Consider the following 25,580-nt stretch of genomic DNA (forward strand, 5'->3'; position numbering starts at 1 on the left):
GAGCCCGCTCCTCCGCCGGGTCCTGCGCCGCGCTCGACTTGGCCTCGCGGCTGAGTCTTCGCGCGCCAAACGCACGGTTGACCTGCGACGACGTTTCTGTCGTACCCCTCTGCGAGAATCAAACACATGTTCGAGGGGTTTCGGTCGGTCGACGATGCGGGGTTGATCGCTGAGGTCCAGGCGTGTGCGCGTTTTGAGGCTGCGGTTGCCGCGCGGCGGTTCGCCGCGACCGGTGAGCTGGCCGCGCGGGCGCGCGAGTCTTATGAGCAGCGCGAGCACTGGGTGGTCGATGGGTGGGATTGCGCGGCGGCCGAGGTGGCCGCGGCGATGGGGATCACCCGGTATCGGTCCGGGCAACAGATGGCGATCGGGTTGGCGTTGCGTAACCGGCTGCCCAAGGTTGCGGCCCTGTTTAGTGAGGGCTTGATCAGCGCGCAGGTGATTTCGACGATCACCTGGCGCACCCATCTGGTGCTGGAGGGAGAGCCGTTGGCGCGGGTGGATGCCGAGATCGCCGAGCGCGCGGCCGCGTGGGGGGCGTTGGGCCAGGAGCGGTTGGAGTTGGCCGTCGACGCGGTAGTGGAGACCCATGACCCCGATGCCCGTCGGCGTTATCGCGACGCGGCGCGCGAGTGTGATGTGCAGGTGGGCAAGCCCGATGACGCCACCGGTACCGCGTCGTTGTATGGGCGGCTTTCGGCTACTGACGCCAAGCTGTTGATGGCGTGTCTGGAGCAGATGGTCGCCGGGATATGTGATGGCGATCCGCGCAGTGCCCGGCAGCGGCGCGCCGCGGCGTTGGGGGCGTTGGCCGCCGGCGCAGATCGGCTCACCTGCCAGTGCGGTAGCCCGCAATGCCCCTGGGCCAACACAGATGACCCGCGTGCGGCCCGGTTCGTCATTCACGTGCTCACCGACACCGAACCGTCAACGCCGCAACCTTCCACCCCGGCCCAGACCAGCGCCGGCCTGACCCGCAACACCGACACCGACACCGATGCCGATGTTGACGCCGCCGAAGCCTGCGGGCAGGGCGATGCCGACGCTGAAACATCTGCCGACCAGGGGACACCGGAGCCGGTCAATGAGGAGTGGGTGCCCCCGACCGATGAGCCGGTCGATGAGGAACTGGTGCCCCCGGATGAGCCGGTCGATGAGGAGTTGGTGCCCCCGCCGATCGATGAGGGGTCAGAGGCCGAGCCGACACCGCCGCAGGCCGAATCGGCACCGAAGGCCAATCTGTTCGCGCCCCATCAGCCCGAGAGCTCGGGGTCGGCGGGGGTGATCGTCGGTGGTGGGGTGATGCCGCCGGCGTTGTTGGCCGAGTTGGTCGCCAACGGCGCCAAAGTACAGAGCGAGCATCGCCCCGAGGCGACAGAGGGTGAGCCGCGGTACCGCCCCTCGCGGGCCTGTGAGCGGTTTGTGCGTTTGCGCGATATGACGTGTCGCTTCCCCGGCTGTGACCGCCCGGCCGAGTACTGCGATCTCGACCACACCACCCCGTATCCGGGCGGGCCGACTCACCCGTCAAACATCAAGTGCCTGTGTCGTTTTCATCATTTGATGAAGACGTTTTGCGGTTGGAATGACCAACAATGCCCCGATGGCACCATCATCTGGACCGCGCCCAGCGGCCACACCTACCGCACCCATCCCACCAGCAAGCTGTACTTCCCACATTGGGACACCACCACCGCCGACCTCCCGCCGCCGGCCAACGCACCCCCACCCTCGGCGCAACGCGCCCTGAAGATGCCACGACGACGACGCACCCGCGCCGCCGACAACGAAGCACGCATCACCGCCGAACGCAACCTCAACAACCTCGACGCCGCACGTGACATACCGCCGATCTGACCGATGCGGCCGTCGCTGAACACGCGGCTTCGGGTGGGGTAGCGGAGCAGAACCAATCACGCCTTTGGCAACAATGGCACCGCGTAAAATCGTTGCGACCCGGCCGATCAAAAATGCGAGGGCCTCGCTGGAGGGAGCACGTCATGCTCGACGCGATCGGTTCTCCCGGCGAGGTGCTCGTCGACGTCCCCATCAGTACCGGTGAGGCCTTTTCGATGTTTGACAGCGGAGAGCCCGTCGAACCCGACTACTTGATCGGCATGTGGCGAGGCGCCGAGGTACCGACTGGGCATCCGCTCGATGGCATCCTCGCGGCCAGCGGCTGGTGGGGCAAAGAGTTCATCGACTCGGAGACAGTGCATCCGTTGCTCTTTCGCAGTCGTGATGGCATGCGCGCCTGGGCGATGAACCCGATCCTTGTACCAGTTCAGTCGGCGTTGAAGGTTCGCGTGCCTTCATTCGCGTATCCACTACTGCGGCCCACGATCTCAGCGCTGCGGCCGGTTCTGCAGACCCGCCGGCCCAGGGCCCGGTTGCGTTCAATGACGTATCGCGGCCAGTCGACTGCAGCGATGGTCTACGACCAACAACCCGTCATCGATGTGTTCCGAAGGGTCGCCGAAGACGTCGTCCTCGGGGTCATGGATCTGCGGGGCTCGGCACAACCATATTTCTTTGTGCTGCAGCGTCATCGTTAGACAAGCGCCGTCGGCGCTTCGAAGACAGTCCGCAGCGCGTCCTTGTCGCCTTCGCAGGAGATGGCTTCGGCGACATCGTCGAGGGCCAGGAGGCCCGTCGACAGCCCGAGGACTATCGACGCCTCGGCACGCAGAACCGCGTCGAAGTCGCGGCCGTCGGGCACACCGACGTCGATGCCGGCCGGGGTGGCTCGCACCTGAACCATCGCGCTCTCGTCACCGTCGACGGCGATCCCCACCGTCGCCGAGGCAGTCGACGCCCGACCGGCGAACAGCGCAGGCAGCGCCAACAGCAGCCACTCGGTGCGAAACTCGTCGCCTTCGGGCCCGCGGACCATCAGCGGCGTCGACCAGCGGATCAGCCCTTCGATCGGTTCACGGAGTTCGGCCCCCCACGGCGTGAGCGCGTAGGTGATGGCGCCACCATCGTCGGCCAGCCGCCGCTCGACCACCCCCGCCGACTCGAGATCACGCAACCGATCCGCCAACAGGTTGGTCGCGATGCCGGCGAGGCCGGCGCGCAACTCGCGGTACCGGGCCGGGCCCACCAAGAGTTGGCGCACGATCAGCAGATTCCACCGGTCGCCCACCACATCGAGCGCCCGGGCAAGTCCGCAGTATTGACCGTAGTCTCGACTCATAGCCTCTCGCTTGCTAATCTAAAGTGCACTTGATTATATCAAGTATCTGCGAAGGGGCGCGCAATGACGGTCACGCACCGACCCGCCTGGGTCGACGACACACTGTTCCCGTTCGACAGTCGATACCTCGACATCGCCGGGCACCGCGTCCACTACGTCGACGAAGGATCCGGTCCGACGTTGCTGTTCCTGCACGGCAACCCGACATGGTCGTTCTTGTATCGCGACGTGATCGCATCCCTGCGCGACGAATTCCGTTGTATCGCTATGGACTACCCCGGATTCGGTCTGTCGACAGCGGCGCGCGGATATCGGTTCCTGCCCGCCGAACACGCGGAAGTGACCGCCGAATTCGTCGGAACCCTCGGGCTCACCGACGTCGCGCTGGTGGCCCATGACTGGGGTGGTCCCATCGGATTGGCCACGGTGCAGCGACTTCGGCACCGATTCGACCGACTGGTGCTTGCCAACACCGCGGGGTGGCCGGCCGACGCGCTGCCCGCAACCCTCATGTCCCATGTCATGGGTGGCCCGCTCGGGCGCCTGCTGATCCGCCGGCTCAACCTGTTCGTCAACGTGATGATCCCCGTCGGCCACCGTCTGACCAAGCCCACCGACGCGGAGATGGCCCACTACCGCAACGCCCTCGACAGCCCAGCACGGCGACATGCTTCAGCGGTTTTTCCCCGCGAGATCACCGGCAGCCGTGCGTTTCTCGCCGACGTCGAAGCCGGGCTTGCCGACCTCACCACCCTGCCGACCCTGATCATCTGGGGCGACGCCGACATCGCGTTCGGCGACAACGACCGGCGACGCTGGGAGTCGACGTTCACCGGTCACCACACCGTCATCGTCGAAGGAGCAGGCCACTTCGTCCCGTCCGACGCGCCCGAACGGTTCGCTGCCGCAATCCGGGATTGGTACGCGACGTAATGGCCTACGACATCGCGCTGGCTGCCCGGGTACGGGCGCTGCTCGCAGACAACCCCACCGTGCGTGAACAACCGATGTTCGGCGGGTTGGCCTTCCTGCTCGCCGGGCGGATGGCAGTCGCGGCCAGCGGGCAGGGTGGGCTCCTGGTTCGCGTCGGCGCCGAGAACGCGGAGCGGCTACTGGCGACCACCGCCGCAGAACCCATGGAGATGAAGGGCCGCACCATGCGCGGCTGGCTGCGCGTCGACGCCGAACACCTGCAATCGGAAAGTCAACTCGCAGAATGGATCGGGATCGGCACTGCCGCTAGCTTGACGGCGTCCACGGGGTGAGCCGCGGCGTCCACGCCGGCACGTTGCGCCGATACTCCTCGTACTGCTCGCCGTAGGTGCGCACCAGCGTGGGTTCCTCGTACCAGCGCACGAACGACGCCGTCGCAACCCATCCGAGCGCGGCGTACAACACCAACCACAGGTTGTCGAACAACACCGACTGGCCCAGAATAGCGACGAGCAACCCCACGTACATCGGGTTGCGCACGAAACGGTTGAAACCGGTCACCACAAGCCGTTCGGTCGGCGCGGCAGGCATCGGCGTGCCACCGGCTCTCGCGAACTCGATGAAGGCGTGGATCGGCGGGATCAACCCAAGCACGACCATCGCCGCGCCGATGGCCACCCGCACCGTCGGGCTGGATCCGGGGATCTCCCAGCGGGTGATCAACCACGGACCCAGACCGACGACCGTGCCTGGGGCGACGACGAAGAACGCCGCCGAACCCAGTGCCGCGGTGCTGATGCGCATCTAGCCAGTATTGGCCGGAACCTCGGTCCGTTGGGTCAAACGCACACTATTGCCTGACGGGTCGCGAAATCCGCAGTCGATGCCGTACGGCATCTGGTGCGGCTCCTCGGCGAACTCCACGCCGCGGGCCTTCATCTCCTCGTAGCTCGCCTGGCAGTCCTCGGTGGTGAGAAACACCGTTCCCGCAAAGCCTTTGGCGGTCAGGTCCAAAACTTGGGCATGGGTGGCGTCGTCCATCAGCGGCTCTCCGGGCACCGCCATCAGCACGATCGACACATCGTCCTGGCCGGGCGGACCCACCGTCAGCCACCGAAAGTTGGCTTCAGGCAACGAAACATCCTCGCGCACTTCCATTCCGACCTTTTCGGTCCAGTACTTCAGCGCGACATCCTGGTCATGAACCCACAGGTGGGCACTTGCTATTTTCATCATGGCGATGACGCTACGGTCAGCGGCCGCCGGTCGTCTTCTCCCTGTGTGCTGTCTTGATGCGGCTGTCGGCGGGCGGGCGGGTGTCGCGCGCCAGGATGCAACTGGGCACCCTGGCATGTACCGACGCCGGCGGCAGGCGGGCCCGGTACGCGGCGGGCGGCAGGCCGTACACGCGAGCGAAACTCGTCGTGAACGATCCGACGCTGCCCAGGCCCACCATGGCGCAGATGTCGGCGACGGAGCGGTCGGTGTAGCGCAGCAGCGAGGCCGCGCGCTCCAGTCGCCGGGTCTGCAGATAGGACCTCGGCGATTCACCGAACGTGCGGGTGAACATCCGCGTGAAGTGCGCCCGCGACAACCCCGCGGCGGCGGCCAGATCAGCCACCGTGATCGGCTCGGCGTAGCGCGCGTCGACCAGATCCTTGGCCCGCATCAGATACCGGGATGGAGGCGGCTGCGCCATGGCGTCAAGTATGAACCCGTCGCGGGATTGGAGGAATCCCCGCCGCGCACAGTACGTTGTACGGGCGGATGAGTTGGCTGGGCGGCCGCGGGATTCAGGGAAACCTGGGTTTCGAGGAAAGTCCGGACTTCACAGAGCAGGGTGATTGCTAACGGCAATCCGAGGTGACTCGCGGGAAAGTGCCACAGAAAACAGACCGCCACCATTGCGGTGGTAAGGGTGAAACGGTGCGGTAAGAGCGCACCAGCATTCCGGGTGACCGGAGTGGCTAGGCAAACCCCACCCGAAGCAAGGCCAAGAAGGCCGCAACCTGGTTGCGGCCGCGCAGGCGCCCGAGGGCTGCTCGCCCGAGCCTGCGGGTAGGCCGCTCGAGGCACCCGGCAACGGTGTGTCCAGATGGATGGTCGCCGCCTTGCCGCCGTGGTCACACGCGGCGGTGAGGGACAGAATCCGGCTTACAGGCCAACTCATCCGCCCGCCCGGGATCAGCGCTTCCGGCGCACCGCCTTGTCGAGTTTCTTGAGCGCATCGTCGAGTTGGTCTCGTGAGCGACGCGCCAGGTCATCCTCTAGCTGGAACAGCAGACCGTAGGTGAACGTGTCCTCGCCGGCGGCGTGCGCGGCGTCGGCTTGGCGGCTCAGATGGTTGCGGCTGACGACGCTGTCCTGGTGATCGCCCAACATGGACTGGATGGCCTTGGCTCGGTCGGACACCTTGTCGGCGCCGGTGGCGGCAGCCGTATAGCGAAGACGTTTGGCGCCCTTGCGGATTCGGTGCAGCGCCTCGTCTTTGTCGTCCTCGGCCGCCTTGCGGGCCGCCTTGGCCGCTTTGCGGACGCGTTTGTACGCGGCGTCGATGGTCGTCGCGGGCTTGTGCTCAGCACTGTCCTGCGCGGGTTCGGCGGCCACCAACTCCTCGAGCCCGGCGAGCAGCCTGAAGTAGCGCGGTGAGCGCATCGCCAGCAGCGAGCGCCGCAGACCCGCCCTGTACTGCCGCCTGGCGCCCTCCACCAACCGTTCGCGCACGGGTCCGCGCACCAACTCCTGGGGCAGGCCGTCGAGCGCGTCCTGATACCGATCAGCCAGTACCTCGGCGTCGCGGGCCACACCGAGCACCGCGGCCAGCGCCCTGAGCTCGTCGAGAAGCCAGGCGTTCGGTGACCCGTCGGCGACCCCGAACGCATCCTTGGCCGACTGCAACAGGCTGCGGATCTTGCGCGTCGCCACCCGCATCTGGTGCACCGAGTCATACGCGTCCTCGCGCACCGCGCGGTCCCACACCAGCAGCTGCTCGACCTGCTCGGCCACCGCCTGGTGTAGCGGATCGCGCGCACCCCGGTCATCGGCGTCCTCGGCGTCTTCGGGCTGGGCGCCGGCGAGTGCCCGCGCCAGCTTCGAGCCGTGGCCGGAGGGCTCCGCGCCTGCGTCGAGCAGCCGGTTGGCGAGCCGGTCGAGCAGGTCGGCGCCGTCGTCCCCGGCGCCTGCGGCCAGTTCGAGCTCCCATTCGCGCCAGCGCTGTTCGTCGTCGCCGCCGGCCGCCCACGCGGTGACGTCGTCGTCGCAGAACTCGGCGATCACCGCATCGTCGGCGCCGTGGAGGTAATCGACCGCGCGGGTTGTCGTGATCCGTGCGACGGGCGCCAGCGGGCGGTCGCGCACGATCGCCGCCACCGTGTCGCGCAGTTCATCGGGCACGTCGTCGGCGGACGCGCCCAACGGTGCGCGCACCTCGGTGCGCGCACCCTTCTCTGCGGGCAGCTTGAGATGCCATCCCTCGTCGGAACCGCCCGTGCGTCGACGCAGGGTGATCCGGCGCGCCGCGAGAGCACGCTCCGGCGTGTCGTAGTACACGGCGTCCAGCGTGTGCGCCGGTGTGCGCTCGACACGCGCGACCATCGCCAGCCCGTCAAAAGACGGCGAAACCGTCGATTCACGCACGTCGAATTTGCGCTCGACCTCGGTGTAGCGGTCGGTTTTGGCAGCCACACAGATCAGCGTGCCATATCGGCGTGACCTGGGCGTCTGCGTCCTGCACGGGGGTACCCGTGACAGCCTTCACAGACAAATGGACCTTAGAGCTTGTTTACAGTCTTAGACTGTGCTTATGAAACTTGGAGGATCGATCGAGGAATACCTGGACTCCGAGGGCCATATTGTCATTCCCGACGGCGCCACGCTGACGTCATATCTCGAGAGCAACATCGCCGATCTGGGCGATTCGGTCGCCTTCCGGTACCTGGACTACCGCGGGAATTCCGACGGCAGGCCGATCGAGTTGAGCTGGAACAGCCTGGGTGTCCGGTTGCGCGCGGTCGGAGCCCGTCTTCAGCAGGTCACTGAACGAGGCGACCGCGTGGCGATCCTGGCGCCTCAGGGTGTCGACTACGTGGTCGGTCTGTTCGCCGCGATCGCCGCAGGCAACATCGCGGTGCCGCTGTTCGCCCCCGAACTGCCCGGACACGCCGAACGGCTGCGTGCGGTGATCAGCGACTCCGAACCGACGGTGGTGCTGACCACCACCGAGGGCGCAGAAGCCGTGCACCAGTCCCTGGAGACGGTTTCGCGGCGCCGCCGGCCCCGTGTCATCGCCGTCGACGCGCTGCCCGATTCCGTGGGCGAGCTGTTCGCGCCCGTCGACGCGGGTTCCGACGACATCGCGTACCTGCAGTACACCTCCGGCTCCACCCGCACACCGGCCGGTGTGGAGATCACCCACCGGGCGGTGTGCACCAACGTCGCGCAGATGATCCTGTCGGTCGGGCTGGACCGCGACATCCGCAGTGTCAGCTGGCTACCGCTGTTTCATGACATGGGCCTGCTGATGGTGATGTTCCCGGCGCTGTGCGGCGGGCAGCTCACGTTGATGTCACCGATGGCGTTCGTGCGTCGGCCCTATCGCTGGATCCGCGAGCTCGCCGCCGAGTCCAAGTACGGTCGCACGTTCGCCGCCGCGCCGAACTTCGCGTTCGAGCTCGCCGCGCAGCGCGGCCGCCCGCCCAAAGGTGAAGATCTCGACCTGAGCAACGTCGGCGGGCTGATCAACGGCTCCGAACCGGTCAGCATCGGCTCGATCGAGAAGTTCAACGAAGCCTTCGGCCCCTACGGCCTGCCGCGTACCACCATCAAGCCGTCCTTCGGCATGGCCGAGGCCACCCTGTTCGTCTCCACGATCGACCCCGAGGCCGAGGCCAAGGTGGTCTACCTCGACCGCGAGCAGCTGGGCGACGGGCGTGCCGTCGAAGTGGCTCCCGACGCCGAAAACGCGGTGCCCCAAGTGTCGTGCGGCCGGGTGGCGCGCAGCCAGTGGGCCGTCATCGTCGACCCGAACACGGGCGCCGAGTTGGCCGACGGCCACGTGGGTGAGATCTGGCTGCAGGGCGCCAACATGGGTCGCGGCTACTGGGGCCGTCCCGACCAGACCCAATCGGTGTTCCAGAACAAACTGGAGTCGCGGGTGGAGGCCAGCCACGCCGAAGGTGCTCCGCCCGGCGCGTACTGGATGCGTACCGGGGACCTGGGCATGTATCTCGACGGTGAGCTCTTCATCGTCGGGCGCATCAAGGACATGATCATCGTCGACGGCCGCAACCACTATCCGCAGGATCTGGAGGCCACCGCGGCGGCGGTATCGCCTGCGGTGCGTGCCGGTTTTGTGGTCGCGTTCGGGGTGCCCGACGGCACCGGTGAGCGGCTGGTGATCGTGGCCGAGCGCGCCCCCGGCGCCGGCAAGGCCGATCCGGAACCGATCGCCGAGGCGATCCGCGCGGCGGTGTCACGCCACCACGCGCTGCCGGTCACAGATGTGAAACTGGTTGCAGCAGGCACTATTCCGCGAACCACCAGCGGCAAGCTGGCGCGCCGCGCGTGTCGGGCCGAGTACCTGGACGGCAAGCTGGGACCCGTTGCCGGTTAAAGTCCAGGGGTGAGCGAATACGAGACCATCAAGTTCGAGCAGTCCGGGGCCATCGCCCAGATCACGCTGAACCGGCCCGACGCGGCAAATGGCATGAGCGGCACCATGACTCGCGAGTTGGCCGACGCCGCCAAACGTTGTGACACCGACGCCACCAAGGTGGTGGTCCTCACCGGGTCGGGGCGTTTCTTCTGCGCCGGAGGCGATCTGAAGGACTTCGCCACCGCGCCCGACCGCGCTCAGCACGTCAAGGGCGTCGCCGACGATCTGCACCGCGCCATCTCGAGCTTCGCGCGGATGAACGCCGTGCTGATCACCTCGGTCAACGGCACCGCCGCGGGAGCCGGGTTCTCCGTCGCCGTCACCGGGGACCTGGTCCTGGCCGCCGAGTCCGCGTCGTTCACGATGGCCTACACCCGGGTCGGGCTCAGCCCCGACGGCAGCGCCTCCTACTTCCTGCCGCGGCTGATCGGCATCACCAAGACCAAGGAGTTGATGCTGACCAACCGCACGCTCTCCGCGCAGGAGGCGTCGCAGTGGGGACTGGTCACCGAGGTCGTCGCCGACGCCGAACTGGCCGACCGGACCGCGCAACTGGCCGACCAGATGGCCGCGAGCAGCGCCGGATCAAACGGGGGAGTCAAACAACTGCTGCTCGGCACCTTCAAGAACGGCCTCGAGGAGCAGATGGAGCACGAAAGCCGGTTGATCGCCGAACGGGCCGGGTCCGCCGACGGCCGCGAGGGCGTCGATGCGTTCCTCGCCAAACGGAAAGCGGAGTTCGCCTAGAACGAGTGCTCGTCGGCGGGGAACTCCCCGCTGGCCACCTCGTCGGCGTACTGCGTTGCGGCGCGGCGCAATTCGGCACCCACATCGCCGAACCGCTTGACGAACTTGGCCGTTTTGCCGCTGGTGAGCCCGGCCATGTCCTGCCAGACCAGCACCTGGGCGTCGCAGTTGGGTCCGGCGCCGATCCCGATGGTGGGGATGGTCAGCTTGCCGGTGATCTGGGTGGCCAACTCGGCGGGCACCATCTCCATGACGACGCTGAACGCACCGGCCTCCTGGACCGCGATCGCGTCGTGGATGGTCTGCTCGGCGCCGTCGCCGCGGCCCTGAACGCGAAAGCCGCCCAGCCCGTTGACGCTCTGCGGGGTGAAACCGATGTGCGCCATCACCGGGATGCCTGCCGCGCTGATCGTCGCGATCTGATCGGCGACGCGTTCACCGCCCTCGAGCTTGACCGCGTGCGCGCCGGTCTCTTTCAGGAACCGGGTGGCGCTCTGGAGGGCCAGGGAAGCGCTTTGCTCGTAGCTGCCGAACGGCATGTCGGCGACCACCAGCGCGTGCGGCGCCCCCCGCACCACGCCGCGCACCAGCGGGATGAGCTCGTCGATGGTCACCGGCACGGTGGTGTCATAGCCGTAGACGACGTTGGCCGCCGAATCACCGACCAGCAGCACCGGGATGCCGGCGTCGTCGAATATGGCTGCGGTGGAGTAGTCGTAGGCCGTCAACATGCCCCACTTGTGGCCTTCGGCCTTCCACTTCGCCAGGTGGTGAATGCGCGTTTTGGTCCGCGGTGCGGAGGCAGCGCCGTACACGGTCTGCTCAGACATCGTTGTCCCCTAATGGGTGGGTCGGGTCGAATCCTCGAGGCCGAAACGGTCCCCGGGTTTCGTCTGACCCTGTCAGTCTGCCACTGCGGCCGCGGAAAGTTAAAAGGCGGGTTGAGTGGATTTCCTCACAGTACCGCTTGACCGGCCTACGATCGGCGGCATGCAGCGGCTCAGCGGCCTCGACGCCAGCTTCCTCTATCTCGAAACCGCCACACAGCCACTGCATGTGTGCTCGATCCTGGAACTCGATACCTCGACCATGCCGGGCGGCTACACGTTCGAGCGGTTCCGCGAGGAGTTGAGCGAGCGGATCAAGGCGATGCCGCAGTTCCGCGAGAAGCTGGCCGACAGCCGGTTCAACCTCGACCACCCGGTGTGGGTGGAGGACCGCGATTTCGTCGTCGACCACCACCTGCACCGCATCGGCCTACCCGGACCGGGTGGCCGCCGCGAACTCGCCGAAATCTGCGGCCACATCGCGTCTTTGCCGCTCGACCGCAGCCGTCCGCTGTGGGAGAAGTGGGTGATCGAGAACATCGACGGCACCGACCCGTACGAGGGCGGGCGCCTGGTGGTGATGACCAAGGTGCACCACGCCGGCGTCGACGGGGTGACCGGCGCGAGCATGATGTCGCAGCTGTGCAGCACCGAACCCGACGCACCCGCGCCGGATCCCGTCGAGGGATCCGGTGACGCCAGCGGGCTCGAGATCGCCGTCAGCGGCGCGCTGCGCTTCGCCACCCGGCCGCTCAAACTCGCCAACGCGGTGCCCGAAACGGTGACCTCGGTGGTGGACACCGTGCGGCGCGCCCGCTCCGGGCGGACCATGGCGACCCCGTTCTCCGCCCCGCGCACGGTCTTCAACGCCAACGTCACCGCGCACCGCAACATCGCGTTCGCCGAACTCGACCTCGAGGACATCAAGACGGTGAAGAACCACTTCAATGTCAAGGTCAACGACGTGGTGCTGGCGCTGGTCTCCGGTGTGCTGCGCAAGTTCCTGGACGACCGCGGCGCACTGCCGGAGCACTCGCTGGTGGCGATGGTGCCGGTGTCGGTGCACGAAAAATCCGACCGGCCGGGCCGCAACCAGGTGTCGGGCCTGTTCTCCCGGCTGGAAACCCATATCAAGGACCCGGCTGAACGGCTCAAGTCCATTGCCGAAGCCAATTCGGTTGCCAAGCAACATAGTTCGGCGATCGGGGCGACACTGCTGCAGGACTGGACACAGTTCGCTGCGCCTGCGGTGTTCGGGGCGGCGATGCGGGTGTACGCCGCGAGCCGGCTCAGCGGGGCCAGGCCGGTGCACAACCTCGTCGTCTCCAACGTGCCCGGCCCTCAGGTGCCGCTGTACTACCTGGGCTGTGAGGCCAAAGCGATGTATCCGCTGGGGCCGATTTTCCACGGCTCCGGGTTGAACATCACCGTGATGTCGCTGACCGGAAAGCTCGACGTCGGCATCGTGTCGTGCCCCGACTTGCTGCCCGATCTGTGGGATATGGCCGATGATTTCAAGGCCGCGCTCGACGAGTTGCTCGCCGCCACCCGATAGCCGTCCAGCCAGGACATATTGGTGGTCATGGCAGCATGTTGTGCCATGAGACTCAGGATCGGGGTCCTCGCGACCGCAACGCTGCTCCTCGTCGCTGGATGCAGCACGACGGTCGACGGACGCGCCGTCATCGCGGTGCCCAGGCCCGGCACGCCGGTGCAGTGGGAGCCGTGCCAACTGGAGGGCGGCGCCGAGTCACGTGTTCCCCAGGGTGCCGAATGCGGCATGTTGTCGGTGCCGGTCGACTACGACAAGCCCGACGGTGACGTCGCCCGGATCGCGCTGATCCGGTTTCCTGCCACCGGCGACAAGATCGGTTCGCTGGTCATCAACCCGGGCGGCCCGGGGGAGTCCGGTGTTGAGGCCGCCGCCAGCGTCGCGTCGTCGCTGCCGGAGTCGGTGCGGGAGCGCTTCGACCTCGTCGGCTTCGACCCGCGCGGGGTCGCGAACTCCACCCCTGCGTTGTGGTGCAACTCCGACGCCGACAACGACCGGTTGCGCGCCGACCCGCAGGTCGACTACTCGGAGGAGGGCGTCGCCGAGATCGAGACGGAGACCAAGGCGTTCGTGCAGCGCTGCGTGGACAAGATGGGCGAAGAGTTCCTCGCCAACGTCGGCACCGACAACGTGGCCAGGGACCTCGACGCCATCCGCGAAGCGGTCGGCGACGAGAAGCTGACCTACCTGGGCTACTCCTACGGCACCCGGATCGGCGCGACGTACGCCGAGAACTATCCGGACAAGGTGCGGGCGATGATCCTCGACGGAGCCGTCGACCCCAACGCCGACCCGGTCGAGGCCAACGTCCGCCAGGCGAAGGCCTTCCAGACCGCGTTCGACGACTACGCCGCCGACTGCGCGGCCTCAACACCGGACTGCCCGCTGGGCGACGACCCCGCCAAGGCCAACGACGTCTACCACAGCCTGGTCGACCCGCTGGTGCAGGAGCCGGCCGAGACCCGCGACCCGCGCGGGTTGAGCTACTCCGACGCGATCGTGGGCACGATCCTGCCGCTGTACTCGCCGAACCTGTGGCGCCACCTGACCCAGGCGCTCAGCGAGTTGGAAGACGGCACCGGCGACACGATGCTGGCGTTGGCCGACCTCTACATGGGCCGCGATCAAAACGGCCACTACAACAACTCGACCGACGCGCGGGTGGCGGTCAACTGTGTCGACAAACCCGCGGTGACCGACCGGGCCAAGGTCGTCGAGGAAGACCGGCGGGTCCGCGAGGCGGCGCCGTTCTTGAGCTACGGCGAGTTCACCGGGCACGCCCCGCTGAGCACCTGCGCGTTCTGGCCCGTACCGCCGACCAGCGAACCCCACGAGATCGAGGTCGACGGGCTGCCGCCGGTGCTGGTGGTGTCGACCACCAACGACCCGGCCACACCGTACGAGGCCGGTGAGGAGCTGGCCAAACAGCTCGGCGGCACCATGCTCACCTACGAGGGCACCCAGCACACGGTCGTCTTTCAGGGTGACAAGTGCGTGGACGACATCGCCTCGCGCTACCTGATCGACCTGGAGCTGCCACCGGAAGGTGCCCGCTGTCCCTGATCCGGGGGGCGGCACCAGATCACATCACGGTCACCGTTGGATCGCGGCTGCGATCGTCGCCCCGCCGCCATGCCACGATGTCTGCCATGTGGCGGGTGGGCCGGTTGCTGGGCATTGCTGTGCTGACGGCGATGTCGCTGTGCCCGAACGCCTCGGCGGCGCCGCAGGGTCAGACCGCCACGCACTACGGGCAGCCGCCCGTCTGGGGTAGCTGCCAGCAGTGGGTGACCGACACCAGCGAGATCCCCACCGCCCAGTGCGCCACGGTCGCGGTGCCTATCGACTGGAATGAGGCGGCCAATCCGCAAGCGGCCCAAGCGCAATTGGCGGTGATCCGGGTACCGGCGAGCGGCGACCGGATCGGCGTGCTGATGGTGAACCCGGGCGGTCCCGGCGCATCGGCGGTGAACACCGTCGCCGGGATGGGAGCCGCGCTGTCCGGCAGCGAAATCGGTCGGCACTTCGATCTGGTCGGCTTCGACCCCCGCGGCGTCGGACATTCCACCCCGCAGTTGCGCTGCCGCACCGACGCCGAGTTCGACGCCTTCCGCCGCGAACCAATGGTCGACTACAGCCCGGCGGGCGTCACACGTATCGAGCAGCTGTACGCACAGCTCGCGCAGATGTGCGTCGACAAGATGGGCACCGAGTTTTTGGCCAACGTCGGCACCGCGTCGGCGGCACGCGATATGGACGTCGTGCGCGCCGCCCTCGGCGAAGACCAAATCAACTATCTGGGCTTCTCCTACGGCACCCAGCTCGGCGCGGCCTACGCCGAACACTTCGGTGAGCGGGTGCGCACGATGGTGCTCGACGGCGCGGTCAACCCCGGACTGGACCCGATCGCCGCCCGGGTCCGCCAAATGGCCGGTTTCCAAGAGGCTTTCCAGAAGTACGCGGCGCACTGCGCGCAGTCGGCGGGCTGTCCGCTGGGCACGGACCCGACGCAGTTCGTCGCCCGCTACCGCCAGTTGGTGAACCCGTTGGTGCAGCGACCGGCCTTTACCTCCGATCCACGGGGCCTGAGCTACGCCGACGCGATCACCGGAACGGTCAACGCGCTCTACTCCCAGCGCTACTGGACGTATCTGACCAGCGGGCTGCTGGGATTGGCGCGCGGCACCGACGCCGCAGACCTGCTGCTGCTGGCCGACGACTACCACCGCCGCGACAAGGACGGCCACTACAGCAACCAACAGGACGCGTTTCTGGCGATCCGCTGCGTCGACGCGCCGTACCCGACCGACACCGCCTCCTGGGTCGCGGCCGACGCCCAGATCCGGCAGGTGGCGCCGTTCATGGCCTACGGCGCCTTCACCGGGTTCGCGCCGCGCGACCTGTGCGCGATGTGGCCGGTGCCGCCGACGTCGTCGCCGCGGCCAGCGTCCTCACCCGGGCCCGGTAAGGCCGTCGTCGTGTCGACCACCGGCGACCCCGCCACGCCGTACCAGGCCGGCGTCGACCTGGCGCGCCAGATGCAGGCGCCGCTGATCACGTTCGAAGGCACCCAGCACACGGTGGTGTTCAACGGCGACGCGTGCGTGGACACCGCGGTGGTGAACTACCTGGTCGACCTGACGGTCCCGCCCGACGGCCTGCGGTGCTGACCGCGCACATCCGCAGCGCCCGTGTAACACAGAGTTAACAGCTCGGACCTACGCTGCGGACATGGATCGGCAGAAGGAATTCGTGCTGCGCACGCTGGAAGAACGCGATATCCGCTTCGTCCGGTTGTGGTTCACCGACGTGCTCGGATACCTCAAGTCGGTCGCCATCGCGCCCGCCGAACTCGAAGGGGCCTTCGAAGAGGGCATCGGCTTCGACGGTTCGGCGATCGAGGGCTTCGCCCGGGTGTCGGAGGCCGACATGGTCGCCCGCCCGGACCCGTCGACGTTTCAGGTGCTGCCGTGGACGTCCAGTTCGGGTGAGCACCATTCGGCGCGGATGTTCTGCGACATCACCATGCCCGACGGCTCACCGTCGTGGGCGGACTCGCGCCACGTGCTGCGCAGGCAGCTGTCGAAGGCCAGCGACCTGGGCTTCTCCTGCTACGTGCACCCGGAGATCGAGTTCTTCCTGCTCAAGCCCGGCGAGTACGACGGCAGCCCGCCGGTGCCCGCCGACAACGGCGGCTACTTCGACCAGGCCGTGCACGACGCCGCCCCCAACTTCCGCCGCCACGCCATCGACGCGCTCGAGCAGATGGGCATCTCGGTGGAGTTCAGCCACCACGAAGGCGCGCCCGGCCAGCAGGAGATCGACCTGCGTTACGCCGACGCGCTGTCGATGGCCGACAACGTCATGACGTTCCGCTACGTCGTCAAGGAAATCGCCCTGGGCGAGGGCGTGCGCGCCACCTTCATGCCCAAACCGTTCGGCGAACACCCCGGCTCGGCGATGCACACCCATATGAGCCTGTTCGAGGGCGAGGTCAACGCGTTCCACAGCCCCGAGGATCCGCTGCAGCTGTCCAACGTGGCCAAATCGTTCATCGCGGGCATCCTCGAGCACGCCAACGAGATCAGCGCCGTCACCAACCAGTGGGTGAACTCCTACAAGCGGCTGGTGCACGGCGGCGAAGCGCCGACGGCGGCGTCGTGGGGCGCGGCCAACCGCTCGGCGCTGGTCCGGGTGCCGATGTACACCCCGCACAAGGTGTCCTCACGCCGCGTCGAGGTGCGCAGCCCCGACTCCGCGTGCAACCCGTACCTGACCTTCGCGGTGCTGCTGGCCGCCGGGCTGCGCGGTATCGAAAAGGACTACGTGCTGGGCCCGGAGGCCGAGGACAACGTCTGGACACTGACCTCCGAGGAACGCAGCGCCATGGGCTACAAGGAGCTGCCGTCGAGCCTCGGCATGGCGCTGACCGAGATGGAGAACTCCGAGCTGGTCGCAGAAGCGTTGGGCGAGCACGTTTTCGACTACTTCCTGCGTAACAAGCACGCCGAATGGGAGAACTACCGCAGCCACGTCACGCCCTACGAGCTGAAGTCGTATCTGTCCCTGTAGCGGCTCAAAGCGTTTGCGCTAACGTCAAGCCGTGGCCAAACCAGCGACGCAGCGTCCGAAGCTGCCCAGCGTCGGCCGGCTAGGACTGGTCGAACCGTCCGCGCCGGCCGATCTGGATCGGCTGGGCTGGAACACCGACGCGCACACCGATCTGCTGTGGTCGCTGTCGCGCGCACCCGACGCCGACACGGCGCTGAAGGCCATGGTGCGGCTGGCCGACGCGGTGCGGATCGGCTGGGCGGAGCTCAACGAGCAGCTGCTGACCGACCGTGCCCTGCGCGGCCGGCTGTTCAGCATCCTGGGGTCCTCGCTTGCGCTCGGCGATCACCTCGTCGCCCACCCGGACTCCTGGCGGCTGCTGGCCGGCGACGTGACGTTGCCGATGGCCGAGCAACTGCGCCACCGGTTCGGGTCGCTGGCCGAAAAGCTCACGGACACAACGGCTGCGCTACAACCGTTGCGCACGCTGTACCGGGACCGGCTGCTGGTGCTGGCCGGCCTCGACCTCGCATCCACCGTGGAGAACGAACCCGTCCTGCCGTTCACGACGGTCGCGGCGCACCTGTCGGATCTGGCCGACGCCGCGCTGGGCGCCGCGTTGAGCGTCGGCATCAGCTCGGTGGGGCTGGACCCGAACGAGGCGCCGCGGCTCGCCGTGATCGCGATGGGCAAATGCGGTGCGCGCGAACTGAACTACGTCAGCGACGTCGACGTGATCTTCGTGGCCGCCAACGCCGAGGACGACCTCGCGGCCGCGACCCGCGTCGCCGGCGAGATGATGCGGTTCGCCGCCGACGCCTTCTTCGAAGTCGACGCCGCGCTGCGGCCGGAGGGTAAACACGGCCAGCTGGTGCGCACGCTGGACTCCCATATCGCCTACTACCAGCGCTGGGCCAAGACCTGGGAGTATCAGGCGCTGATGAAGGCCAGACCCGCCGCGGGCGACGCCGAACTCGGCCAGGCCTATGTCGACGCGCTGATGCCGATGGTGTGGACCGCCTGCGAGCGCGAGGATTTCGTGTCCGAGGTGCAGGCCATGCGCCGACGCGTCGAGGAGTTGGTGCCCGCCGGGGTGCGCAGCCGCGAGATCAAACTCGGCACCGGGGGCCTGCGCGACGTCGAGTTCGCCGTGCAGCTGCTGCAGCTGGTGCACGGCCGCAACGACGAATCCCTGCGGGTGGCCTCGACCGTCGACGCGTTGGCGGCGCTGGGGGCCGCCGGGTACGTCGGCCGCGACGACACCGCCAACCTGACCGCCTCATACGAGTTCCTCCGGTTGCTCGAGCACCGGCTGCAGCTGCAGCGCCTCAAGCGCACCCACATGCTTCCCGACGAGGACGACGACGAGTCGTTGCGCTGGCTGGCCCGGGCCGCCCACATCCGCCCAGACGGCAGACACGACGCGCTGGGGGTGTTGCGCGAAGAGCTCAAACGACAGAGTTTGCGGGTGTCGCGGTTGCACGCCAAGCTGTTCTACCAACCGCTGCTGGAGTCGGTCAGCGGAGCGGCACTCGGTCTCGAGGAGGGCATGACGCCCGCGGCCGCCGAACGGCAGCTTGCCGCACTGGGTTACGAGGGTCCGCAGAGCGCGCTGACTCACCTCGGGGCGCTGACCGCAGGCGGCGGGCGGCGCAGCCAGGTGCAGCGGGTGCTGCTGCCGACGCTGCTGGACTGGCTGTCCGATACGCCGGACCCCGACGGTGGGCTGCTGGCGTACCGGCGGATTTCCGAGGCGCTCGTCGACCACCGCTGGTATCTGGCGACGCTGCGCGACGAAGGCGCCGTCGCCAAGCGGCTGATGAAGGTTCTGGGTACGTCGGCCTACATCCCCGAACTGTTGATGCGCGCGCCCGAGGTCATCCAGCAATACGCCGACGGCCCGAACGGGCCCAAGCTGTGCGACGTCGACCCCGACGGGGTGGCCCGCGCGCTGATCGCCTCCGCCGGAAGACATCCCGACCCGAAGCGGGCCATCGCCGCCGCACGCACCCTGCGCCGACGCGAGCTGGCTAGGATCGCCTCGGCCGATCTGCTCGGCATGCTCGAGGTGACCGATGTGTGTGCGGCGCTGACGTCGGTGTGGGTGGCGGTGTTGCAGTCCGCGCTGGTGTCGGTGATGCGCGCGAACATGCGCGACGGCGTGGCGCCCGCCCGCATCGCGGTGATCGGCATGGGCCGCCTGGGCGGTGCGGAGTTGGGCTACGGCTCCGATGCCGACGTGCTGTTCGTGTGCGAAGCCGAAGAAGGGGTCGAGGATTCGGTCGCCGTGCGCTGGGCGACGACGGTCGCCGAGCAGTTGCGGGGCCTGCTGGGCTCACCGAGCTCCGACCCGCCGCTGGAGGTGGACGCCTCACTGCGACCCGAGGGCCGCAACGGTGCGCTGGTGCGCACGCTCGCGTCGTATGAGGCGTACTACTCGCAGTGGGTGCAGCCGTGGGAGGTGCAGGCGCTGCTGCGCGCCCATCGGGTCGCCGGCGATCTCGACCTGGGGGAGCGGTTCCTGTTGATGGTCGACAAGATCCGGTATCGGGCGGGCGGAATGTCCGCCGAAGGCGTCCGCGAGATCCGGCGGATCAAGGCCCGCGTGGACGCCGAGCGGTTGCCGCGCGGTGCGGACCCCAACACCCACACGAAACTGGGTCGCGGCGGGCTGGCCGACATCGAGTGGACGGTGCAGCTTGTGCAACTGCGGCACGCGCACGAGGTCGACACCCTGCACACCACCTCGACGCTGGAGGCGCTCAACGCCATCGGCGCGGCCGAGTTGATCGCCGAAGGCGATGTGGACCTGTTGCGGGAGGCGTGGCTGACGGCCACCGGCGCCCGCAACGCGCTGGTCCTGGTGCGGGGTAAGCCGACCGACCAGCTACCCGGTCCCGGCAGGCAGCTGAACGCCGTCGCGGTGGCCGCAGGCTGGGACAGCGACGACGGCGGTGAGTTCCTGGACAACTACCTGCGGGTGACCCGCCGGGCAAAAGCAGTGGTACGAAAGGTCTTTGATGGATAGGCAGCGCCGATGAGCATGGAATTCCGATACGACGTGGTGACCGCGGAGGAGTACGACCGGCTGCGCTCGCTGTACGGACCGCTGGCCGAGTCGCTGCGCCGACTCATCTCCGCGGGCGTGCACACCGACGTCGACGAGAACACCGTGCGCGACGCGCAGTCGGCGATCGAAGCCGCCACCGAGATGCTCGAACGCAAACAGCGCTCCGCCACCACGCTGATGCACGAGAGCACGGGTCGACCGCTGCCCCTGGCCAATCCCGCTGTCGGACTGCACAATGCGATCGCCCCGCCGATGGAGATCCACCACGAGGTCGACGGACGGTGCTGGAGCGAGTTCACGTTGGGGATCGCCTATGAGGGGCCTCCGGGCTGGGTGCACGGCGGCATCTGCGCGCTGGTACTCGACCACATCCTCGGTGAAGCGGCCACCGACGCGCTCGTCAAACCGAAGTTCACCGGCAACATCACGCTGCGGTACCTGCGCGGCACCCCGCTGGGGCCGGTGCGTGCCGAAGCGTACGTCGACAGAATCGAGGGCGCCAAAACCTATGCGCGGGGCACGCTCAGCGACGCTGACGGCACCACCGTGGAGGCCGAAGGCGTGTTCATCGTGCCGGCGTGGGCCAGGGACGCGGGATGAACTTTTATGTCAGCCTGGCCTTCCTCGACACCCATGAGGTCGTCGAAATTGCCAAGGCCGCAGACGATCTCGGCTACGAAGGTTTGGGTGTGCCGGACCATGTCGTCAACCTCGAGACGCTGAAGACCCCCTATCCGTACACCAAGGACGGACGCCGAAGGTGGGAACCGTTCACCGACTGGCCCGACGCATGGGTGCTGATCGGCGCGCTGGCCCTGGTCACCACGCGGGTGCGGTTCGTCACCACGGTGTATCTACCCGCCATGCGTGACCCGTACTCGGCGGCGAAGTCGATCGGCACGGCGGCAGTGCTGGCCGGTGGCCGCGTGGAGTTGGGCGTCGGCGTCGGCTGGTGTGAAGAGGAATTCACATTGATGGGCCAGCAGTTCACGCGGCGCGGCAAGCGCACCGACGAGATGCTGACGCTGATGAAGGAACTCTGGAAACCCGGTTACACGGAGTTCGACGGAGAGTTCTATCAGACGCCCCGGCTGGAAATGGAGCCGTCGCCGCCGCCGATCCCGATCTACGTCGGCGGGCTGTCCGACATCGCGTTACGCCGCGCGGCGCGCCACGACGGCTGGATCGGCGACCTGATCACCACCGAGCGCGCCATCGAACGCGTTCAGCGGTTGGCCGAGCTGCGGGCCGAAAACGGGCTGACGATGGACGATTTCACGGTGATCACCCCGCTGACCGATGCGTTCACCCCCGAGCACTACGAGCACGCGGCGGCCAACGGCATCACCGGCATCATCACGATGCCGTGGATGTTCTACAGCGGGCCCCAGGCGTCGTTGGCCGAGAAGATCGACGGCATGCGCAAGTTCCGCAAGGACCTCGCGCCGGACTGAGCGCTACCGCCGGAAGCGGCTGAGCAGACCGCGGCGGGGCGCGGCGGTCGTGGTTCTGGTCGTGGTGGCGGCTACCGGGCGGCGTCTGCCGTCGATGGAGTAGGCGCCGGCGCCGATGGTGGCCAGCAGCAGGAAACCGAAGCAGAACAGCAGCGTGGCCTCGCCGCCGTTGGCCATCGGCCAGAAGCTCTGCGGCTCGCCTTCAAGCGGCGGCCAATGCTGCCAGAAGTACGCGACAGCCATCTCGCCGGCGGCGATGAAAGCGGCGATGCGGGTGAACAATCCCACGGTGATCAGAAGGCCCGCGACCAGTTCGATCACCCCGGCAAACCACATGGGCCAGCTGCCGAAGGGGACCGAGGTACCCAGCGGCCAGCCGAACAGCTTCGATGAGCCGTGGATGGCGAACAGCAGACCGAAGATAACGCGGAAGGCGGTCAGCGCCGCCGGAGAGTACGTGTTCATGCGGTTGTTCAGGGTCGTCATTGAAAGACCCTAACGCCGAATCGGGCCGGGCGCGCCAAAGTCGCCCGGCCCGAACCGCTCAACGCTGAATTACGCGTCGTAGTACTTAGACGTCGTAGTACAAAGCGATCTCGTAGGGGTGCGGCCGGATCTGCACGGGCATGATCTCGTTCTCGCGCTTGTAGGAGATCCAGGTCTCGATGAGGTCCTCGGTGAAAACGCCGCCCTCCGTGAGGTATTCATGGTCGGCTTCGAGGTTGTCGATGACCGCCGACAGCGACGTCGGCGCCTGCGGGATGCTGGCGGCCTCGTCCGGCGGCAACTCGTAGAGATCCTTGTCGACCGGCGCCAGGGGCTCCATCTTCTTCTTGATGCCGTCGAGGCCGGCCATCAGCATCGCCGCGAACGCCAGGTACGGGTTGCCCGAGCTGTCCGGACAACGGAACTCCAGACGCTTGGCCTTGGGATTGTTGCCGGTGATCGGGATGCGCACGCAGGCACTGCGGTTGCGCTGGCTGTACACCAGGTTGATCGGCGCCTCGTAGCCGGGCACCAGCCGCTTGTAGGAGTTCACCGTCGGGTTGGTGAACGCCAGCAGCGACGGCGCGTGGTGCAGGATGCCGCCGATGTAGTGGCGCGCCGTGTCCGAGAGCCCGGCGTAGCCGGACTCGTCGTGGAACAGCGGCTGACCGTCCTTCCACAGCGACTGGTGCGCGTGCATCCCGGAGCCGTTGTCACCGAACAGCGGCTTGGGCATGAACGTCACGGTCTTGCCGGCCTGCCACGCGGTGTTCTTGATGATGTACTTGAACAGCAGCAGATCATCGGCCGCGTGCAGCATCGTGTTGAACTTGTAGTTGATCTCGGCCTGGCCGGCGGTGCCCACCTCGTGGTGGCCGCGCTCCAGGATGAAGCCGGCGTTCTGGAGGTTCGTGCACATCTCGTCGCGCAGGTCGACGAAGTGGTCGTACGGCGCGACCGGGAAGTAGCCGCCCTTCGGGCGCACCTTGTAGCCGCGGTTGGCGCTGCCGTCGGACTCCACCGACTCACCGGTGTTCCACCACCCGGCCACCGAGTCGATCTCGTAGAACGTGCTGTTCATCTGCGAGTCGAACGACACCGAGTCGAAGATGTAGAACTCAGCTTCGGCACCGAAGTACGCGGTGTCGGCGATACCGGTGCTGGCCAGGTAGTTCTCCGCCTTGCGGGCCACGTTGCGCGGGTCACGCGAGTAGGCCTCGCGGGTGAACGGATCGTGCACGAAAAAGTTCAGGTTCAGCGTCTTGGCGGCGCGGAACGGATCGATGCGTGCGGTCTCGGGATCCGGCAGCAGCATCATGTCGGATTCGTGGATCGACTGGAATCCGCGGACCGACGAGCCGTCGAAGGCCAAGCCGTCTTCGAAGACATCCTGTGTGAAGGCCGAAGCCGGGATCGAGAAGTGCTGAACGACGCCGGGCAGATCGCAGAACCGAATGTCGACGTACTGTACGTCTTCGTCCTTGATCAGCTTGAGAATGTCGTCGGCGGTCTTTTCTGCCACTGAGTTCTCTCCTTATATTTCGTAACCCGCGCGTTGACGCTAAGGACACGATGTTGCACGGTCGTCAACCGGATGTTGCGCCGAAGTTACGCAATGTCCCTCGGTGACTTACTGCTGGCGGCCGATGGCCCCGGCGGGGTCACACATATCCTGTCACTATGGCCCGCGCAGATGGTTCTCGGCTGGGGTCCTGGCTGTCGGGACCGAGCAGTGATCTGGGACCCAACGACTACCCGGGACAGCGACTCGGTCTGCCCGAGACCGGGCCAGGCTCGATCGCCCGGTTCGGCAGGCGCATCGGTGCGCTGCTGATCGACTGGTTCATCGCCTACGGGCTGGTGGGGCTGGTGGTGGGCGTCGGACTGGTCAGCCGTGACGACTTTTTGTACACCCCGCTGGGCTCGACGTCGATCGCGCTGGTCTGGGTGTTGCTCGGCATCGTCTCGGTCCGCCTGTACGGTTTCACCCCCGGCCAGTACGCGTTCGGGTTGCGGGTGGCCTCGATCGACCACCGGATGCACGTCGGCCTCGGGCGCGCCACCGTGCGCAGCCTGCTGGTGTTCTTCGTCATCCCCGCGCTGTTCACCGACGGTGATTTCCGCGGTTACCAGGACCGATTCACCAACACCGCCGTCGTACGCCGCTGACGCTGGTCATACGGCTGCTCCGGCCGCCCGCAGCGCGGCAATGGTGCGGGTGACGATGAGCGACCTTCGATACCGCAACATGTCGGCATTCACCCGCACGATGCGCCAACCGAGCGCCTCGAGCTCGGTCTGACGTTCAATGTCCCGGCTGCGCACAGCCGCGTCGATCCAGTGTTGCGGACCGTCCGTACTCGACCCCGACCTTCCATTTCGGATACCCATGTCGATCCGGGCGACGTGGTCGTATCCGTCGAACACTTCGATCTGGGTGTGCGTGGGTCGCAGACCCGCTGCGGTCAGGACCAGGCGGGTGCGGGTCTCCTGCGGTGACTCCGCGCCGGGGACGGACAACTCGAGCGCCTTGCGCAGGTTGACGAGTCCACGGGCACCGCGGTGGCGCTCGGCGATGACGTTGACCGACTCGGCTTTCAGACCGGTGGCCTGAATCAACGCGTCGATCCGGATCACCGCGGTCTCGGTGCTGAGGCGGCGGCCGAGGTCGAAAGCCGTGCGGGCCGGCGTGGTTGCCGGCACGCCCTTGACGACGCGGCGCTCGTCGTCATCGAGGATGTCGCTGTGCAGCACGATGCCCTTGGTCTTGTGTCTGCTGGCCTGGTTCAGCTCGGTCGGCAGTTCCGCGTCGATCCAACGGCAGCCGTACAGTGCCGCAGCGGAAAGCCCGGCGGCGGTCGCGCGCCGCCCCGACCACAGCCACGCACCGACCGCCTTGTCGACCGGTGTCACGACGCACCCCCTCGGGACGTATACGTTGCGGAAGAGCGCGTCGTACCGCGTCGCAAGCTGATACCGGGTGACCAATCCGGCGGCCAGCGCTTCGGTGCCGAGAAAAGGCTGCATACCGATTGGACGCAGGCGCACCGCGGCCGGTTCCGTCCAACGTGAAGTTCTGTTCGAAAAATCGTCGAAATCTCGAACACAAGC

Annotated in this window: 23 protein-coding genes and 1 other RNA gene; 15 read left to right on the forward strand and 9 right to left on the reverse strand. The window is 67.3% G+C overall.

The window, feature by feature from the left end; genetic code table 11:
- Positions 1-126 precede the first annotated feature (126 nt).
- Positions 127-1,857, forward strand: coding sequence for an HNH endonuclease signature motif containing protein (locus tag ABQE93_RS17750; protein WP_448409288.1), 1,731 nt, complete (start codon positions 127-129; stop codon positions 1,855-1,857).
- Positions 1,858-2,000: 143 nt separating this feature from the next.
- Complete coding sequence (locus ABQE93_RS17755) at positions 2,001-2,555, forward strand: DUF4334 domain-containing protein (protein ID WP_448409286.1); 555 nt, start codon at positions 2,001-2,003, stop codon at positions 2,553-2,555.
- Here the strand turns inward: ABQE93_RS17755 and ABQE93_RS17760 are convergent.
- Entirely contained in the window at positions 2,552-3,196 is a 645-nt protein-coding gene (locus ABQE93_RS17760) for a winged helix-turn-helix transcriptional regulator (RefSeq protein WP_448409284.1), read from the reverse strand. The two genes, ABQE93_RS17755 and ABQE93_RS17760, sit on opposite strands and share 4 nt — an antisense overlap.
- Positions 3,197-3,259: 63 nt before the next feature.
- On the opposite strand from ABQE93_RS17760, the gene ABQE93_RS17765 reads away from it, so the two are divergent.
- Entirely contained in the window at positions 3,260-4,129 is an 870-nt protein-coding gene (locus ABQE93_RS17765) for an alpha/beta fold hydrolase (protein WP_448409283.1), read from the forward strand.
- Positions 4,129-4,461 carry a TfoX/Sxy family protein gene (locus ABQE93_RS17770; protein ID WP_448409282.1) on the forward strand — a complete coding sequence of 111 codons (333 nt, stop codon included), beginning with the start codon at positions 4,129-4,131 and terminating at the stop codon, positions 4,459-4,461. Before ABQE93_RS17765 ends, ABQE93_RS17770 begins: the two co-directional genes overlap by 1 nt.
- Here the strand turns inward: ABQE93_RS17770 and ABQE93_RS17775 are convergent.
- The 3 genes from ABQE93_RS17775 to ABQE93_RS17785 are packed head-to-tail and all read right to left on the reverse strand — an operon-like array spanning position 4,436 to position 5,828.
- Complete coding sequence (locus ABQE93_RS17775) at positions 4,436-4,933, reverse strand: methyltransferase family protein (protein WP_448409281.1); 498 nt, start codon at positions 4,931-4,933, stop codon at positions 4,436-4,438. The genes ABQE93_RS17770 and ABQE93_RS17775 overlap by 26 nt on opposite strands.
- A complete protein-coding gene (locus ABQE93_RS17780) occupies positions 4,934-5,365 on the reverse strand; it encodes a VOC family protein (RefSeq protein ID WP_448409280.1) in 432 nt (143 codons plus the stop codon).
- 16 nt (positions 5,366-5,381) lie between these two features.
- Positions 5,382-5,828, reverse strand: coding sequence for a helix-turn-helix domain-containing protein (locus ABQE93_RS17785; protein ID WP_448409278.1), 447 nt, complete (start codon positions 5,826-5,828; stop codon positions 5,382-5,384).
- Positions 5,829-5,897: 69 nt separating this feature from the next.
- Between ABQE93_RS17785 and rnpB the strand changes: the two genes are divergently transcribed.
- Positions 5,898-6,302, forward strand: an RNA gene (rnpB, locus tag ABQE93_RS17790) — RNase P RNA component class A.
- Positions 6,303-6,313: 11 nt separating this feature from the next.
- On the opposite strand, the gene ABQE93_RS17795 is transcribed toward rnpB, so the two are convergent.
- Positions 6,314-7,813, reverse strand: a complete 1,500-nt coding sequence (locus ABQE93_RS17795; protein WP_448409276.1) for a CYTH and CHAD domain-containing protein — start codon at positions 7,811-7,813, stop codon at positions 6,314-6,316.
- Positions 7,814-7,931: 118 nt separating this feature from the next.
- On the opposite strand from ABQE93_RS17795, the gene ABQE93_RS17800 reads away from it, so the two are divergent.
- Both ABQE93_RS17800 and ABQE93_RS17805 read left to right on the forward strand, forming a co-directional pair.
- Entirely contained in the window at positions 7,932-9,740 is a 1,809-nt protein-coding gene (locus ABQE93_RS17800; RefSeq protein ID WP_448409274.1) for a fatty acyl-AMP ligase, read from the forward strand.
- 9 nt (positions 9,741-9,749) lie between these two features.
- Positions 9,750-10,529, forward strand: coding sequence for an enoyl-CoA hydratase/isomerase family protein (locus ABQE93_RS17805; protein WP_448409273.1), 780 nt, complete (start codon positions 9,750-9,752; stop codon positions 10,527-10,529).
- On the opposite strand, the gene panB is transcribed toward ABQE93_RS17805, so the two are convergent.
- A complete protein-coding gene (gene panB / locus ABQE93_RS17810) occupies positions 10,526-11,359 on the reverse strand; it encodes a 3-methyl-2-oxobutanoate hydroxymethyltransferase (RefSeq protein WP_448409271.1) in 834 nt (277 codons plus the stop codon). The genes ABQE93_RS17805 and panB overlap by 4 nt on opposite strands.
- A 160-nt stretch (positions 11,360-11,519) precedes the next feature.
- Between panB and ABQE93_RS17815 the strand changes: the two genes are divergently transcribed.
- The 7 genes from ABQE93_RS17815 to ABQE93_RS17845 all read left to right on the forward strand — a co-directional run bounded on the left by ABQE93_RS17815 (position 11,520) and on the right by ABQE93_RS17845 (position 21,983).
- Positions 11,520-12,911 carry a WS/DGAT/MGAT family O-acyltransferase gene (locus tag ABQE93_RS17815; RefSeq protein WP_448409270.1) on the forward strand — a complete coding sequence of 464 codons (1,392 nt, stop codon included), beginning with the start codon at positions 11,520-11,522 and terminating at the stop codon, positions 12,909-12,911.
- Between the two features lie 45 nt (positions 12,912-12,956).
- Positions 12,957-14,471 (forward strand): alpha/beta hydrolase, encoded by a 1,515-nt coding sequence (locus ABQE93_RS17820; RefSeq protein ID WP_448409268.1) that lies wholly within the window; start codon positions 12,957-12,959, stop codon positions 14,469-14,471.
- Positions 14,472-14,548: 77 nt separating this feature from the next.
- Positions 14,549-16,078: an alpha/beta hydrolase gene (locus tag ABQE93_RS17825; RefSeq protein WP_448409267.1), complete on the forward strand. Its 1,530-nt coding sequence runs from the start codon at positions 14,549-14,551 to the stop codon at positions 16,076-16,078.
- Between the two features lie 61 nt (positions 16,079-16,139).
- Positions 16,140-17,480 (forward strand): type I glutamate--ammonia ligase, encoded by a 1,341-nt coding sequence (gene glnA, locus ABQE93_RS17830; RefSeq protein ID WP_448409266.1) that lies wholly within the window; start codon positions 16,140-16,142, stop codon positions 17,478-17,480.
- 31 nt (positions 17,481-17,511) lie between these two features.
- Positions 17,512-20,487, forward strand: coding sequence for a bifunctional [glutamine synthetase] adenylyltransferase/[glutamine synthetase]-adenylyl-L-tyrosine phosphorylase (locus ABQE93_RS17835; protein ID WP_448409265.1), 2,976 nt, complete (start codon positions 17,512-17,514; stop codon positions 20,485-20,487).
- Between the two features lie 9 nt (positions 20,488-20,496).
- Positions 20,497-21,129 carry a PaaI family thioesterase gene (locus ABQE93_RS17840; protein WP_448409264.1) on the forward strand — a complete coding sequence of 211 codons (633 nt, stop codon included), beginning with the start codon at positions 20,497-20,499 and terminating at the stop codon, positions 21,127-21,129.
- Positions 21,126-21,983, forward strand: a complete 858-nt coding sequence (locus ABQE93_RS17845; RefSeq protein WP_448409262.1) for a TIGR03619 family F420-dependent LLM class oxidoreductase — start codon at positions 21,126-21,128, stop codon at positions 21,981-21,983. Before ABQE93_RS17840 ends, ABQE93_RS17845 begins: the two co-directional genes overlap by 4 nt.
- A gap of 3 nt (positions 21,984-21,986) precedes the next feature.
- Here the strand turns inward: ABQE93_RS17845 and ABQE93_RS17850 are convergent, their stop codons facing one another.
- Positions 21,987-22,469 (reverse strand): DoxX family protein, encoded by a 483-nt coding sequence (locus ABQE93_RS17850; RefSeq protein ID WP_448409260.1) that lies wholly within the window; start codon positions 22,467-22,469, stop codon positions 21,987-21,989.
- 85 nt (positions 22,470-22,554) lie between these two features.
- Positions 22,555-23,991, reverse strand: coding sequence for a type I glutamate--ammonia ligase (glnA, locus tag ABQE93_RS17855; RefSeq protein WP_448409258.1), 1,437 nt, complete (start codon positions 23,989-23,991; stop codon positions 22,555-22,557).
- Positions 23,992-24,149: 158 nt separating this feature from the next.
- Between glnA (ABQE93_RS17855) and ABQE93_RS17860 the strand changes: the two genes are divergently transcribed.
- Complete coding sequence (locus tag ABQE93_RS17860) at positions 24,150-24,638, forward strand: RDD family protein (protein WP_448409256.1); 489 nt, start codon at positions 24,150-24,152, stop codon at positions 24,636-24,638.
- A 6-nt stretch (positions 24,639-24,644) separates the two neighbouring features.
- On the opposite strand, the gene ABQE93_RS17865 is transcribed toward ABQE93_RS17860, so the two are convergent.
- Positions 24,645-25,517 carry a type IV toxin-antitoxin system AbiEi family antitoxin gene (locus ABQE93_RS17865; RefSeq protein WP_448409255.1) on the reverse strand — a complete coding sequence of 291 codons (873 nt, stop codon included), beginning with the start codon at positions 25,515-25,517 and terminating at the stop codon, positions 24,645-24,647.
- Between the last annotated feature and the right edge of the window lie 63 nt (positions 25,518-25,580).

The organism is Mycolicibacterium sp. XJ662 (assembly GCF_053484035.1).